The sequence below is a fragment of the Aquabacterium sp. A7-Y genome (assembly GCF_026153205.1).
In the GTDB taxonomy this organism is placed as follows: Bacteria; Pseudomonadota; Gammaproteobacteria; order Burkholderiales; family Burkholderiaceae_C; genus Caldimonas.
Genome location: NZ_JAPFBW010000015.1, coordinates 1 through 13807 on the forward strand (window position 1 = coordinate 1; position 13807 = coordinate 13807).

13 protein-coding genes are annotated in these 13807 nt (G+C 70.1%); 6 read left to right on the forward strand and 7 right to left on the reverse strand.

Features of this window, described 5'->3' with window-relative positions; all coding sequences use genetic code 11:
- The coding region (locus tag OOT46_RS14940) for a SixA phosphatase family protein (RefSeq protein WP_265404413.1) at positions 1-473 on the forward strand (473 nt) is incomplete at its 5' end.
- Between the two features lie 22 nt (positions 474-495).
- Here OOT46_RS14940 and OOT46_RS14945 read toward each other — a convergent pair.
- On the reverse strand, positions 496-2046 hold the full coding sequence (locus tag OOT46_RS14945; protein ID WP_265404414.1) for a Ppx/GppA phosphatase family protein: 1551 nt from the start codon (positions 2044-2046) through the stop codon (positions 496-498).
- A 206-nt stretch (positions 2047-2252) separates the two neighbouring features.
- On the opposite strand from OOT46_RS14945, the gene OOT46_RS14950 reads away from it, so the two are divergent.
- Together OOT46_RS14950 and OOT46_RS14955 are read left to right on the forward strand one after the other, a co-directional pair.
- Complete coding sequence (locus OOT46_RS14950) at positions 2253-3122, forward strand: dienelactone hydrolase family protein (RefSeq protein ID WP_265404415.1); 870 nt, start codon at positions 2253-2255, stop codon at positions 3120-3122.
- Between the two features lie 62 nt (positions 3123-3184).
- On the forward strand, positions 3185-3961 hold the full coding sequence (locus tag OOT46_RS14955) for a ZIP family metal transporter (RefSeq protein WP_265404416.1): 777 nt from the start codon (positions 3185-3187) through the stop codon (positions 3959-3961).
- 28 nt (positions 3962-3989) lie between these two features.
- Here the strand turns inward: OOT46_RS14955 and OOT46_RS14960 are convergent, their stop codons facing one another.
- The 5 genes from OOT46_RS14960 to OOT46_RS14980 all read right to left on the reverse strand — a co-directional run bounded on the left by OOT46_RS14960 (position 3990) and on the right by OOT46_RS14980 (position 9296).
- Complete coding sequence (locus OOT46_RS14960) at positions 3990-4424, reverse strand: universal stress protein (protein ID WP_265404417.1); 435 nt, start codon at positions 4422-4424, stop codon at positions 3990-3992.
- A gap of 144 nt (positions 4425-4568) precedes the next feature.
- Positions 4569-5432: a sulfurtransferase gene (locus OOT46_RS14965; protein WP_265404418.1), complete on the reverse strand. Its 864-nt coding sequence runs from the start codon at positions 5430-5432 to the stop codon at positions 4569-4571.
- On the reverse strand, positions 5429-6301 hold the full coding sequence (locus tag OOT46_RS14970; protein ID WP_265404564.1) for a DMT family transporter: 873 nt from the start codon (positions 6299-6301) through the stop codon (positions 5429-5431). The genes OOT46_RS14965 and OOT46_RS14970 overlap by 4 nt, the downstream gene beginning before the upstream one ends.
- Positions 6302-6318: 17 nt before the next feature.
- The gene (locus OOT46_RS14975) at positions 6319-8013 is read right to left on the reverse strand and encodes an adenylate/guanylate cyclase domain-containing protein (RefSeq protein ID WP_265404419.1); all 1695 of its coding nucleotides are present in this window, start codon (positions 8011-8013) and stop codon (positions 6319-6321) included.
- 173 nt (positions 8014-8186) lie between these two features.
- Positions 8187-9296 carry an aromatic ring-hydroxylating oxygenase subunit alpha gene (locus OOT46_RS14980; RefSeq protein WP_265404420.1) on the reverse strand — a complete coding sequence of 370 codons (1110 nt, stop codon included), beginning with the start codon at positions 9294-9296 and terminating at the stop codon, positions 8187-8189.
- A gap of 267 nt (positions 9297-9563) precedes the next feature.
- Here OOT46_RS14980 and xseB point away from each other — a divergent pair, with 267 nt between their 5' ends.
- Genes xseB through dxs form a run of 3 tightly spaced genes read left to right on the forward strand, consistent with a single transcriptional unit; the run spans position 9564 to position 12585 of the window.
- On the forward strand, positions 9564-9806 hold the full coding sequence (xseB, locus tag OOT46_RS14985; RefSeq protein WP_265404421.1) for an exodeoxyribonuclease VII small subunit: 243 nt from the start codon (positions 9564-9566) through the stop codon (positions 9804-9806).
- Positions 9803-10693, forward strand: a complete 891-nt coding sequence (locus OOT46_RS14990) for a polyprenyl synthetase family protein (RefSeq protein ID WP_265404422.1) — start codon at positions 9803-9805, stop codon at positions 10691-10693. The genes xseB and OOT46_RS14990 overlap by 4 nt, the downstream gene beginning before the upstream one ends.
- The gene (gene dxs, locus OOT46_RS14995; RefSeq protein WP_265404423.1) at positions 10693-12585 is read left to right on the forward strand and encodes a 1-deoxy-D-xylulose-5-phosphate synthase; all 1893 of its coding nucleotides are present in this window, start codon (positions 10693-10695) and stop codon (positions 12583-12585) included. The genes OOT46_RS14990 and dxs overlap by 1 nt, the downstream gene beginning before the upstream one ends.
- A gap of 24 nt (positions 12586-12609) precedes the next feature.
- On the opposite strand, the gene selD is transcribed toward dxs, so the two are convergent.
- Positions 12610-13674, reverse strand: a complete 1065-nt coding sequence (gene selD / locus OOT46_RS15000) for a selenide, water dikinase SelD (protein ID WP_265404424.1) — start codon at positions 13672-13674, stop codon at positions 12610-12612.
- Positions 13675-13807: the final 133 nt, after the last annotated feature.

Sequence of the window (13807 nt, forward strand, 5' to 3'; positions counted from 1 at the left end):
TGGACCTCATCCTCTGGCGCCATGCCGAAGCGCAGGTGCTGAGCCCCGAACGGCACAGCCGCGAGGCCGACCTCGAACGGGCCCTGACCCCCAAGGGCGAGCGCCAGGCCGCGCGCATGGCGGAGTGGCTGAACCGCCACCTGGCGGAGTCGACCCGCATTCTGGTCAGTCCGGCCTCGCGCACGCAGCAGACCGCGCGGGCGCTCGGACGCAGCTTCAAGACCGTGGCCGCGCTGGCGCCGGACGCTCGCGTCGACGCCGTGCTGGAGGCGGCCCGCTGGCCGCGCAGCAACGAACCGGTGCTGGTGGTGGGCCACCAGCCGACACTGGGACAGGTGGCGGCCCGACTGCTGGCCGACCTGGAGCAGCCCTGGACCATCAAGAAGGCCGCCGTCTGGTGGCTGCGCTCGCGCGAGCGCGACGGCAGCCGGCAGGTGGTCCTGCAGGTGGTGCAGGCGGCGGACTTCCTCTGAGCCGAGGCCGGGGCGCCGGCCTTCAGTCCAGCGCGTGCAGGACCAGCCTCAGCACGCCGCTGCGCTCCCAGGCCTGGGCTTCCTCCTTCAGCAGGAAAATGGCGCGCGGATGCGCCTGCTCCCAGCCGCGCGACGTGCTGAGCTCGGCGCTGCGGCCGGTGCGGCGCAAGCTGATCTCGCCGAGGGAGGGCAAACGGCGCGCATGGCAGAGCAGCGCGGCCAGGCGCAGGCAGAGCGCCTGCCAGGCGAAACCCTCGTCCTGCAGCGGCTCTTCCAGTTTGCGCAGTCCGCCGCGCTGTCCCAGCACCAGGTTGGCCAGCCGGCGCTGCTCCGACTGGGAGAAGCCGGGCGCGTCGACATGGGCCAGCAGGTAGGCGCTGTGGCGATGGTGGTCGTGGTGGGAGACCATCATGCCGAGTTCGTGCAGCGCTGCTGCCCAGCGCAGCTGGCGGAGCGCTTCGCCGTCGCCGGGCGGCTCGATGCTGCGGTAGAGCGTTTCGGCCACTTGGGCGACCCGGCCGGCCTGCTCCAGGTCGACGCCGAAGCGCTCCTGCAGCTGCTGCACCGACTCGTCACGCACGTCGTGGACATGGCGGCTGTCGCGGGCGGCCGAGCGGCGCTCGTCGAGGTCGAAGATGACGCCCTGTCGCAGCGCGCCGCGGGCCGGCCGCAGGGCGTCGATGCCGAAGTGGATCGCCAGCGTGTAGAGGATGGAGAGGCCGCCGCCGAGCACTGGCCGGCGTTCGTCCTTCAAACCAGGCAGCACCAGGCGTTCGACCTCACCGGCACGCAGGCACTGCTCGATGCACCAGCGCAGTCCGTCCGGCGTGATGGTGCCGTCCGTGATGCCGCTGGCGAGCAGCAGCTGTGACACCGCACCGACTGTTCCAGAGGAGCCCAGCGCCTCGCTCCACTGGCCGGGGGCGAAGATCTCCAGCGCTTCCTCCAGTTCCGCGCCGGCCGCCACTTGAGCGGCACGGAAGCCCTCCGAGGTGTAGCGGCCCGCGGGGAAGTAGCGCATCGACAGACCGACGCTGCCGATCTGGAAGGACTCGGCCACCAGCGGCGCGCGCCCCTCGCCGAGGATCATCTCGGTGGAGCGGCCACCGATGTCGATCACCAGGCGGCGTCCCGCCGACGGCGGCATCAGGCGGGCGACGCCGGCGTAGATGAGGCGCGCCTCCTCGCGACCCGAGATCACTTCGATCGGATGGCCCAGCACCGCCTGCGCCCGCGCGAGAAAGGCGTCGCGGTTTTTCGCCTCGCGCAACGTCTGGGTCGCCACGGCGCGCACCTGCTGCGGCCCGAAGCCCTGCAGGCGCTCGGCGAAGCGCGCCAGGCAGACCAGTCCGCGCAGGCTGGCCTCCTCGGTGAGCATGCCGTCGGCGTCCAGGCCACCGCCCAGGCGCACGGTCTCCTTCAGGTAGTCGATGCGCTTGTAGCGTCCCCGGACGATCTGCCCGATCTCCAGGCGGAAGCTGTTCGACCCCATGTCGATGCCGGCCAGCAGGCCTGCAGCATTGGACGTGTCGGTGGACGCCAGCGGCGCCGTCGCGGTCTTTTCCAGGCTCATGGCGCGCATTGTCTCCTCATTTGAGAGCGGTCCTGGTGACAGCGCCGGAGGAGGGGCGCGTGCGGCGGCCAGGGGCGGTGTGAGCAGGATTCCAGGGAGTCGTGTACGCTCCCCGGCTTTGGAGTTCCGCGGCGGGCCGTTGCGGTCGGGCCTGCTGCCTGTGCGCGGCCTGCCGGCCCGCGAGACCGCGTCAACGAAAGACGTCGATGCCCAAGGAAGATCTGGACAGCCTCCTGCCCGCGCGCGACTTCACGCGCCGCCATTTCGTCGCGTCCGCGGTCGGCAGCGGCTTTGCCGCCGCGGTGATGCCGGTCGGTGCCGAGACCGTGAAGACCGACAGCGAAGGCCTCACCGCCGGCGAGATCAGCATCCCGGTGAAGGACTTCAGGATGCCGGCCTACCGTGCCCAGCCGGCCGGCAAGAGCAAGCTGCCGGTGGTGCTGGTGATCCCGGAGATCTTCGGCGTGCACGAGCACATCGCCGACGTGGCACGGCGTTTCGCCAAGCTGGGCTACCTGGCGATCGCCCCCGAGCTGTTCGTGCGCCAGGGGGACGCCAAGGGCTACACCGAGACCGCCAAGCTGATCGCCGAGGTGATCAGCAAGGTGCCGGATGCCCAGGTGATGCAGGACCTCGACGCGACGGTGGCCTGGGCCGCAGCCCACGGCGGCGACACGTCGCGGCTGGGCCTCACCGGCTTCTGCTGGGGCGGCCGCATCACCTGGCTGTATGCGGCCCACGGGCCGGTCAAGGCGGGTGTGGCCTGGTACGGCCGCCTGGTGGGCAACAGCAGCGAACTGACGCCGCGCCACCCGGTGGAACTGGCCGGGCAGCTCAAGGCGCCGGTGCTGGGACTCTACGGCGGCCAGGATGGCGGCATTCCGCTTGACACGGTTGATAAGATGAAGGCCGCGCTGGCGGCGGGCAGCCCCGCCGCCAAGCAGTCGGAGTTTGTCGTCTACCCCGATGCACCGCACGCCTTCCATGCCGACTACCGGCCCAGCTACCGCAAGGAAGCGGCCGAGGACGGCTGGAAACGCTGCCTGCAATGGTTCCGCAAGCACGGGGTGGCGTGAGCCGACGGAGACCTTGCCGAAGAGGAGCCGCGCCATCGCGCGGCTTTTTGTTGAGTTTGTGAATGACCCTGACCTACATCGTCCTTGCCACGCTGATCGGCGGTGTGCTGTCGGTACTGATTGCCGCCAGCCTGACCCTCACCGTGCTGAGCAAGGTGGTGCGCCACCTGGTGAGCCTGTCGGCCGGCGTGTTGCTGGGCACCGCGCTGATCCACGTGCTGCCGGAAGCCTTCGAGAGTTCGGCCGACGCGCATGAGCTGTTCCTGACCCTGCTGGGCGGGCTGCTGTTCTTTTTCCTGCTGGAGAAGGCCGAGCTGTACCGCCACGGCCACCACCACGAGGGTGATGGCGACCACCACCACCACGGCTTCGACCACGCGCAGGCCGGCCGGGGCGGCTGGAGTGTGCTGGTGGGTGACAGCATCCACAACTTCTGCGACGGCATCATCATTGCCGCGGCCTTCCTGGCCGAGCCCGAGCTGGGCGTGGTCACTGCGATGGCGGTGATCGCGCACGAGATCCCGCAGGAGGTGGGCGACTACATCGTGCTGCTCAACGCCGGTTTCTCGCGCTCGCGCGCGCTGCTGTTCAATGCGCTGTCGGGGCTGGCGGCGGTGGCGGGCGGCGTGCTGGGCTACTTCGTGGTCGGGCCCTGGGAAACCTTGTTTCCCTACCTGCTGGTGGTGGCCTCGTCGAGTTTCATCTATGTCGCCGTGGCCGACCTGATCCCGCAGCTGCAGCGCCGCCTGTCGCTCAAGGAAACGCTGTCCCAGCTGCTCTGGCTCGGCCTGGGCCTGACCTTCATCACGCTGATCGTCGGCCGTTTCCACGGCCACTGAATCGGGCCGCGCCCGGAAGGCAGCGGCGCTAGCGCACCACCAGCACCGGGATGGTGCTGTGGGTCAGCACCCGGTTGGTTTCGCTGCCGAGCAGCAGGGCCTGCACGCCGCGGCGCCCGTGGGAGGCCATGACGATCAGGTCGCAGTTCTGCTGCTTGGCATGGTCCACCACCGCCTCCCAGACACTGACCGACTCGACGGTGTGCGCGGTGCACGGCACACCGGCGGCCAGGCAGGCTTCACGCACGGCCTCGATGTTGCGCAGTGCCACGCGCTCCTGCGCGTCGAGGAATTCCTGCGGCAGGGTGGGCTGCATCTCCGAGATCGCGCTGTAGGGGTAGGGGTCCTTGACGCTGATGGTGAAGATCTCGCCGCCGGTGAGCCGGGCCAGGGAGATCGCGGTGGTGATGGCACGCTGGGTGATGTCGGATCCGTCGGTGGGGAGCAGGATGCGCTTGTACATGAAGACCTCCGTCCGGTGGGGATGCCTGCATCGTGGCACGCAGGGTGTGCCGGCATGTTGACCGAAGTCAGGCCGGCGAGGCAAGCGGTGCATCCCCTGCCGCGGAAGGGGCAGGGCGGGCCGGCCTTCAGCTTTTGCCAGGGTTCAGCCGCGTGCCACCGGGCGCGCCGGATCGGCGCACCACTCGCTCCACGAGCCTGGATAGAGGGTCGCGCGACCCAGCCCGGCCACTTCCATCGCCAACAGGTTGTGGCAGGCCGTGACGCCCGAGCCGCATTGGTGCACCGTCTGCGCCGCGTCGCGCCCGCCCAGCAGCGCCTCGAAGTCGGCGCGCAGCTGCGTGGCGGGCTTGAAGCGACCGTCGGGTCCGAGGTTGTCCTTGAAAAAGCGGTTGACTGCGCCCGGGATGTGGCCCGCCACCGGGTCGAGCGGCTCGACGTCGCCCCGGTAGCGTTCGGGCGCCCGCGCATCGAAGAGGGCCAGCGTGGGCTCGCCGAGGCGCGCCTGCAGCTGATCGGCCGTCACGCTGGAGACGAGCGGCGCGCCGAGCGGGTAGGGCGGCCGGTCCTGCGCCGCCGGCACGTCGGTGGACAGCTCGCCGCCGGCAGCCTGCCAGGCGGCCAGCCCGCCGTCGAGCACCGCAACCTCCTCGTGTCCCAGCCACTTCAGCATCCACCAGGCCCGCACGCTGAACATGCCGCCCTGGCGGTCGTAGACCACCACCTGGCGGCCGGGAGTGAGGCCCCAGCGCCCCGCCGTCGCGGCGAAGGCCTCGCGCGAGGGCAGCGGGTGGCGGCCGCGCGAGGGCTCGCCGGGACCCGCCTTGGGAGCCGAGAGCTCGCGTTCCAGGTGCGCATAGAGCGCGCCCGGCAGGTGAGCTGCGCGGTAGGCCGCCTCGCCGGCGGCAGGGTCCGCGAGGTCGAAGCTGACGTCGAGCAGCAGCGGCGCGGTGGGGCCGGCCAGGAGGTCGCGCAGGCGCTCTGCGTCGATCAGGGTGGTGAGGCTCATGTCTCGGTGGTGGTGGAAGTGGTGGTGGCGGGTGCCGCGCGGGCGCGCAGGAAGGTGGCCGCGAGGCCGGCGAGCACGATCAGCAGCATGCCGGCGACGGCCATCCAGGTGACCGGGTCGTCGAACAGCAGCACGCCGTAAAGAAAGGCGAACACGATGCCCAGGTATTGCAGGCTCGCGTTGACCAGCGGCTTGCCGGTGGCGTAGGCGCGGGTCATCAGCAGTTGAGCGAGCGTCGCCGACACGCCGACGGCGATCAGCCAGCCGAATCCCACCAGGCTGTGAGGGCTGGTGCCGGTGACCAGCATGGCCAGCGCACCGGCCGTCACGCCGCCGAGCGAGAAGTAGAACACGACGCGGTATTCGGGCTCGCCGGCGCGGCCCAGTGCCGTCACCTGCAGGTAGGCGGTCGCGCTCAGCATGCCGGACAGCAGGCCCACCAGGCCGTGCCAGAGTTGTTCCTGCTCGAGGGTCGGGCGCAGGATCAGCGCCACGCCAGCGAAGCCGCACAGCACCGCCGCGATCAGGCGGCCGTCGAGCCGGGAGCCGCCGAGCAGGATGGCGCCGCCCAGCAGGAACAGCGCCATCCAGACCGAGGACATGTAGTTGAGTGTCATCGCGGTCGCCAGCGGCAGCTTGCCCAGCGCGTAGAACCACATGCACAGCGCCGCCACCCCCGACAGGCTGCGCCAGAAGTGCATCGCCGGCACGGCGGTGCGCAGGCTGCCGCCGCGGTGCCAGGTGATCGCCGCGAGCATCAGTGCGCCCACGAGGCCCCGGTAGAAGACAATTTCGGCCGTGTGGTAGTAGCTCGACGCGGACTTGACGCACAAGCCCATGGTCGCGAACAGGAAGGCGGCGGCCACCATCTGAAGCGGTGCGCGGCTCACAGCACCTCCTCCTCGGCGCGCATCAGGTGGGCTGGCGGCGGCGGCAGCTCGGCCTCGCGCGGCAGCGCGTACACGTCCACCGAGCGGTCGCGGCCCTTCAGGTAACGTTCACCCATCGGTGTCAGCAGGGCCTGCAGATCCGCAGGTAAAAGCTCGCGGGTGGCAGGATTGGCGAAGGCGGCCATGTCGGGGTGTTCCTTGCTCAGGCTTTCCAGGCGGGCAGCGACATTGACCGTGTCGCCGATGACGGTATAGATGCAGCGCTCCGGGGAGCCGATCTGCCCCGCAAGCGCCGTGCCGCTGGCCAGGCCGATCCCCATCACCAGCGTGGGCGCGTCATAGGTGGCGCGTTCGCGGTTGAAATCGTCCAGGGCGCGCTGCATCGCCACCGCCGCGTAGAGGGCCCGCACCACCCGGTGTTCGTCGGGCTTGGGCGCGCCGAACACCACCACCATCGCGTCGCCCATGAAGTTGTTGACATAGCCGCCGTAGCGCTGCACCGCTTCGGTCATGCGGGTGAAGTACTCGTTGAGGGTCAGCACGATGTCGCGCGGCTTCATCTCCTCGCAGAGCTGGGTGAAGCCGCGGATGTCGCTCAGCAGCACCGTGACCTCGACCTCGTAGCCGCCCAGGATCAGCTCGCCCTGCAGCAGTTGGTCGCGCACCTCGGGCGAGACCAGCCGCCCGAACACGTCGCGCTCGCGCTCGCGTTTTTCCAGTTCCCAGCTCATGTGGTTGAAGGACTGCGACAGCAGGCCCAGCTCGTCGTCGCGCTGCAGCTCGACATGGGCGTTCAGGTAGTGGCCCTTCAGAATGGCGCGCGCCGAGCGCGCCACCCCCCGCACGTCGCGCGCCAGCGCGCGGGCATAACGCCAGGCCACCCAGGCGCTCAGGCAGGAGACTACCAGCGCTACTGCGCCGAAACGCAGCAGGTCCTCGCGCACCAGGGCTCGGTAGGTCGCCAGCGACTGCGCCGCGCGCACCTGCCACAAGGCGTGCACCGGCGCCTCGCTGACCAGGGCGTCGTCCTCATCGATCGCAGGGTGCGCGAGCGTCGCGACGGCCGTCCCGCTGCCGGCCACGCTGAGGACCGCCTGAACCTCGCTCGGGTCGCCCTCGGGCAGCGCGATGCTGTCGGCCAGCGCGGCGGGCGAGACGCCGAGGGCGATCCAGCCGGCCGGGGCCGCACCGGCGGAGGGCACCGGCAGTGGCAGCAGCATGTCGGCCCCCTGGTCGGGACTGCGGGGGCGCCAGAGGGGCGCGCCGCCGATGCTCGGCACGGAAGGCACACGCATGCGTGGCCCGCCCGGATAGGAGAGCAGTGGGCGGCCCCGGCTGTCCAGTACGTGGGCGCCGTCGAGTTCCGGGTGGCTGCGCACCAGGCTGCGCAGTTCCAGGTAGAGCGTTCCGCCGTGCGGGTTGGCGCCGCTGATCAGGTCCAGGGTGCCTGGCGTGCCGGCCAGCATGCCGCCCATGCGCTCGACCGAGAGCATCAGCTGGCGCACCCGGCCGGCCAGCAGCACCGCGGTCTGGCGGGTGCGGCGTTCCTGCTCGACGCGCAGGCGCTGGGCGTTCTCGGCCAGCGACAAGGAGCCCGCGATCACCAGCGGGACGATGGAAAACAGCAGCACCGCCATCGGCAAGGTGCGGCTCAGGGAGCGGCGCTGCGTGGACGTGGACGCGGCGTTCACGAGAACAGGAAGGGGGGCGGCGGGGACAACACGCTGGCATTGTGCTTGAGGACCGCGCACTTGCCACCCCGGGTCACTGCGGGGCGCGCTGCGGCTGCCTGCCGGCGTCGACGCGCCCGCAGGAAAGAGAAAAGCCCGGCCGGGGCCGGGCTTCGGGGGAACGGAGGCGGGCCTCAGCGCGGCCCGCGCCGGGCCATCGCTGCGCGGTACCACTCGTGGAAATGCTGCATGCCGTCCTCCATCGGGCTCTGGTAGGGGCCGACCTCGTTGTCCCCGCGCTCCATCAGTGCCTTGCGACCGGCGTCCATGCGCAATGCGATTTCGTCGTCCTCGACGCAGGTCTCCATGTAGGCGGCCTGCTGGGCCTCGACGAACTCGCGCTCGAAGGCCGCGATTTCCTCAGGGTAGTAGAACTCCACCACGTTGAGCGTCTTCTGCGGGCCCTGCGGGTACAAGGTCGAGACCACCAGCACGTGGGGGTACCACTCGACCATCACCGTCGGGTAGTAGGTCAGCCAGATCGCGCCATGCTGCGGCGGCACGCCCTGGCCGAACTGCAGCACTGCGTCGTGCCACTTGCGGTAGACGTCCGAACCGGGCTTGCCGAGCGCGTTGGCGATCCCCACGGTCTGCACCGAGTGCTGAGTGCCGAACTCCCAGCGCAGGTCGTCGCAGGTGACGAAGTTGCCCAGGCCGGGATGGAAGGGGCCGACGTGGTAGTCCTCCAAATAAACCTCGATGAAGGTCTTCCAGTTGTAGTCGCACCCGTGCAGCTCGACCTTGTCCAGCACATAGCCGTCGAAATCGAGCGCCGCCAGCGGCCCCAGCCCCTTCAGGTCGGCCGCGACGTCGCGGCCGCGCCCCTCGAACACGAGCCCGTTCCAGGTCTGGACCGGGTAGTTGTTGAGGTTCAGGCAGGGGTCGCTCGCGAAGTGGGGGGCCCCCAGCAACTGTCCATTCAGCCCATACGTCCACCGGTGCAGCGGGCAGACAATGTGGCTTCGCGTGTTGCCCCGCCCGCGCAGCATCACGGCCTGCCGGTGACGGCAGACGTTGGAGATCAGCTCCACCCCCTGCGGGGTGCGGACCAGGGCCCGGCCTTCGCCTTCCTGGGGCAGCGCATAGTAGTCGCCTACCTGGGGCACGGCGAGCTCGTGCCCCAGGTAGCGGGGCGAGTCATGGAAGATGAGCTCCATCTCGCGGCGGTACAGTTCGCCGTCGAAATATGCCGTCACCGGCAGTTGCGTGTGGCTTTGCTCAAGGGCAATGCTTAGGTCTGACATGATCCCCAGGATCTCCAAAAACCCATGTCCAACCACCACCCACGGTGGGCTCATCTCCCCAAGGCACCGCGCGCGCTTGACCAAAACCTCCAGTTCGAGCTGAGGCGAGGCGATTCGTCCGGGGAACCGGGTATTTTAGACGGGACCGGGCACACCCTGCCCTGAGCTGTATCAAATGCTTCCGCAAGATCCGGTTTCGCACCGGGGACGCGGCGTCCCTGGAGCGGCGAAAGCCCTGACTACAATTGCCGGTTTCACGTCAAGTACATGGCCCACACCGCAGCACCCCCTTCCCCTGGCGCCGAGCCGGCGAGCTACGAAGACGCCCTGGCCGAGCTCGAGCGCCTGGTGTCCGAACTCGAGTCCGGCCAGCTGCCGCTCGACCGCCTGCTGCAGAGTTACCAGCGCGGTGCGCAGCTGCTGGCCTACTGCCGGGGGCGGCTGGAAACGGTGGAGCAGCAGGTCAAGGTGCTGGAAGAGGGTCAACTGAAACCGTGGATGCAAGCATGAACTTCGCCGATTTCGACCGCTGGGCACAGGGCGAACTCGCCCGGGTCGAGTCGGCCCTGATGGCCTGGGTGCCGGTCGATGCGCCGGTCGGCCTGGGCGAGGCGATGCGCTACGGCGTGCTCGACGGCGGCAAGCGGCTGCGGCCGCTGCTGGTGCTGGCCGCGGCCCAATCGGTCGAGGGCCACGCCGATGCCGCGCTGCGGGCCGCCTGCGCGGTCGAACTGATCCACGCCTACTCGCTGGTGCACGACGACATGCCCTGCATGGACAACGACGTGTTGCGGCGCGGCAAGCCGACCGTGCACGTCAAGTACGGCGAGGCCCGCGCGATGCTGGTCGGCGATGCGATGCAGGCACTCGCCTTCGAGGTGCTGACGCCCGAGCCACAGCAGGTGCCGCCCGCGTTGCAGGCGCGCCTGTGCGGGCTGCTGGCGCGCGCCGCCGGGCATGAAGGCATGGCCGGCGGCCAGGCCATCGACCTCGCCAGCGTCGGTCGCTCGCTCTCCGAGGCTGAGCTGCGCGACATGCACCGGCGCAAGACCGGCGCGCTGCTGCGCGCCAGCGTGCAGATGGGCGCGGCCTGCGGCCAGAGCTCATCGCAGGCCTGGGAGGCTTTGTCGGACTACGGCTGGAGCCTGGGCCTGGCCTTCCAGGTGATCGATGACATCCTCGACGTGACCCAGGAGTCCGAGACCCTGGGCAAGACCGCCGGCAAGGATGCCGACAACCAGAAGCCGACCTATGTGTCGGTACTGGGTTTGGACGCCGCCCGCCGCTACGCCGGCGAGCTGCGTGAACGGGCGCAGGATGCGCTCACGCGCAGCGGGCTGGCGCAGGCCGAGCTGCTGCGTGTCCTGGCTGACAAAGTCGTGGATCGGCAAAGCTGATGAAATACTCCCTCCTCGAAACGATCAACTCGCCGGCCGACCTGCGGCGCCTGCCCCGGCAGGACCTGCAGCGGCTGGCCGACGAGTTGCGCGACTTCCTGCTGCACAGCGTGTCGCAGACGGGCGGCCACCTGTCGTCCAACCTCGGCACGGTGGAGCTGACCATCGCCTTGCACTACGTCTTCGACACGCCCCACGACCGCCTGGTCTGGGACGTGGGCCACCAGACCTATCCGCACAAGATCCTGACCAGCCGGCGCGAGCGCATGCCCACCCTGCGCCAGCTCGGCGGCATGAGCGGCTTCCCGCGGCGCGACGAGAGCGAGTACGACACCTTCGGCACCGCGCATTCGTCGACTTCGATCTCGGCCGCACTGGGCATGGCGCTGGCGGCCCTGCACAAGGGCGAGGAGCGCAAGGCGGTGGCCATCATCGGCGACGGCGCGATGACGGCCGGCATGGCCTTCGAAGCGCTCAACAACGCCGGCTACCCGCACCCCGTGGGCAACGCCGACATGCTGGTGGTGCTGAACGACAACGACATGTCGATCTCGCCGCCGGTGGGTGCGCTCAACAAGTACCTGGCGCGCCTGATGTCCGGGCGCTTCTATGCGGCCGCCCGCGAGGGTGCGAAGCAGGTGCTGAAAAACGCCCCGCCGCTGTTCGAGCTGGCGCGCCGCATCGAGGAGCATGCCAAGGGCATGGTCGTGCCGGCCACGATCTTCGAGGAGTTCGGCTTCAACTACGTCGGCCCGATCGACGGCCACGACCTCGATTCGCTGGTCCCCACCCTGGAGAACCTGCGCAAGCTCAAGGGTCCGCAGTTCCTGCACGTCGTGACGAAGAAGGGCTACGGCTACAAGCTGGCCGAGGCCGATCCGGTGGCCTACCACGGCCCCAGCAAGTTCAACCCCGCCGAGGGCCTGAAGAAGTCGACCGGCGGCAAGCCGACCTTCACTCAGGTGTTCGGCCAGTGGCTGTGCGACCTCGCGGAGCAGGACGAGCGCCTGGTCGGCATCACGCCGGCGATGCGCGAAGGCTCGGGCATGGTCGAGTTCGAGCAGCGCTTCCCGCGCCGCTACTACGATGTGGGCATCGCCGAGCAGCACGCCGTGACCTTCGCGGCCGGCATGGCCTGCGAGGGCCTGAAGCCGGTGGTGGCGATCTACTCCACCTTCCTGCAGCGTGCCTACGACCAGCTGATCCATGACGTGGCGATCCAGAACCTGCCGGTGGTGTTCGCGCTCGACCGCGCCGGCATCGTCGGTGCCGACGGCGCGACCCACATGGGCGCCTTCGACATCGCCTACCTGCGTTGCATCCCGAACATGAGCGTGCTGACGCCCTCCGACGAGAACGAGTGCCGCCAGCTGCTCTACACCGCCTATTGCCAGGACCATCCGACCGCGGTGCGCTATCCCCGCGGCAGCGGTGCCGGCGTCGCGATCGAGAAGACCATGAGCGCGCTGCCTTTCGGCAAGGGCGAGCTGCGCCGGCAGGGCCAGCGCATCGCCATCCTGGCCTTCGGCACCTTGCTCTACCCGGCGTTGGAAGCGGCCGGCCGGATCGACGCCACGGTGGCCAACATGCGTTTCGTCAAGCCGCTCGACACCGAGCTGGTGGAGTCGCTGGCGCGCAGCCACGACGCCATCGTGACGGTCGAGGAGGGCTGCTTGGTGGGCGGCGCGGGCAGCGCGGTCGCCGAGGCCCTGCACGCCGCCGGCCTGACCACCCCGGTGCTGATGCTGGGCCTCAGGGACGAGTTCATCGAGCACGGCGACCCGGCCAAGCTGCTGGCCCTGCAGGGCCTGGACGCGGCGGGCATCGAACGCTCCATCCTGCAGCGCTTCGGCACCAAGCTGGCGCTGGTGCGCCCGGCGATCAACCAGTGAGGGGAGCGGGCAAGGAGGCCGGCTTCAGCGCACCGTCAGCCCGGTCTCGCCCGCGCTGACCTGCCCGATCGCCGCGGCCGCGTCGAAGCCGTGGCGGCGGAACACCGCCAGCACCGCGTCGAGCGAGGCAGGCTCGCAGGAGACCAGCAGCCCCCCGCTGGTCTGCGGGTCGGTCAGCAGCGCGCGGTCGGCCGCGCCGAACTCGGCGGGCAGCTGCACCTGCTCGCCGTAGCTGGTCCAGTTGCGTCCCGATGCGCCGGTCACCAGGCCTTGCTCCGCCAGCTCGCGCACGCCGGGCAGCAGGGGTACCCGGCTCCACTCGACCTCGATGCGGCAGCCGGCCCCGCGCGCCAGCTCCAGCCCGTGGCCTGCGAGGCCGAAGCCGGTCACGTCGGTCATCGCATGCACCCCGGGCAGTTCGGCGAGGTCGGGCCCCGGCGTGTTGAGCCGGGTGGTGCTCGCGAGCATCTCGCGGTAGCCCTCGGGGGCCAGCCTGTCTTTCTTCAGCGCGGCTGACAGCACACCGACGCCCAGCGGCTTGCCGAGCACCAGCAGGTCGCCGGCACGCGCGTCGGCATTGCGCTTGATACGCGAGGGATGCACCAGGCCCAGCACCACCAGGCCGTAGATAGGCTCCACCGAGTCGATGGTGTGGCCGCCGGCGATCGGGATGCCGGCCTCGGCGCAGATGCTCTGCCCGCCCTCCAGGATGCGGCCGATGACCTCCAGCGGCAGCACGTTGACCGGCATGCCCACCAGGCCCAGCGCGAGGATCGGGCGCCCGCCCATGGCATAGACGTCCGAGATCGCGTTGGTGGCCGCGATGCGGCCGAAGTCGTGCGGGTCGTCGACGATGGGCATGAAAAAATCGGTGGTCGCGACCAGGGCCTGCTCATCGTTGAGCCGGTAGACCGCCGCGTCGTCGGCGGTCTCGATGCCGACCAGCAGGGCCGCGGGGACCGGCAGGCTGCCCGCGCGGCGCAGGATCTCCGACAGCACGCCGGGGGCGATCTTGCAGCCGCAACCGCCGCCATGGGAGAGAGAGGTGAGTCGGGGCGCGGCGGCGGCGCCGGGAGCGGGGGCAGTCATGCGCAAAAAGCCTCGGGACGGGACATCGATGAGGCCGCAGTGTAGGCGCTGGCGGCCCGCCGCGCAGGGGGCCGCAGCGCGGCCGCAGTGCGACAATGCCGGCTGCTGTGGCACGCCGCGGGGCGGGCTGGCA

Bases quoted from the DNA above. Each gene is read 5' to 3' on its own strand.
- OOT46_RS14945 (WP_265404414.1), bottom strand. From the start codon at position 2,046: ATGAGCCTGGAAAAGACCGCGACGGCGCCGCTGGCGTCCACCGACACG.
- OOT46_RS14950 (WP_265404415.1), top strand. From the start codon at position 2,253: ATGCCCAAGGAAGATCTGGACAGCCTCCTGCCCGCGCGCGACTTCACG.
- OOT46_RS14955 (WP_265404416.1), top strand. From the start codon at position 3,185: ATGACCCTGACCTACATCGTCCTTGCCACGCTGATCGGCGGTGTGCTG.
- OOT46_RS14960 (WP_265404417.1), bottom strand. From the start codon at position 4,424: ATGTACAAGCGCATCCTGCTCCCCACCGACGGATCCGACATCACCCAG.
- OOT46_RS14965 (WP_265404418.1), bottom strand. From the start codon at position 5,432: ATGAGCCTCACCACCCTGATCGACGCAGAGCGCCTGCGCGACCTCCTG.
- OOT46_RS14970 (WP_265404564.1), bottom strand. From the start codon at position 6,301: ATGGTGGCCGCCGCCTTCCTGTTCGCGACCATGGGCTTGTGCGTCAAG.
- OOT46_RS14980 (WP_265404420.1), bottom strand. From the start codon at position 9,296: ATGTCAGACCTAAGCATTGCCCTTGAGCAAAGCCACACGCAACTGCCG.
- xseB (WP_265404421.1), top strand. From the start codon at position 9,564: ATGGCCCACACCGCAGCACCCCCTTCCCCTGGCGCCGAGCCGGCGAGC.
- OOT46_RS14990 (WP_265404422.1), top strand. From the start codon at position 9,803: ATGAACTTCGCCGATTTCGACCGCTGGGCACAGGGCGAACTCGCCCGG.
- dxs (WP_265404423.1), top strand. From the start codon at position 10,693: ATGAAATACTCCCTCCTCGAAACGATCAACTCGCCGGCCGACCTGCGG.
- selD (WP_265404424.1), bottom strand. From the start codon at position 13,674: ATGACTGCCCCCGCTCCCGGCGCCGCCGCCGCGCCCCGACTCACCTCT.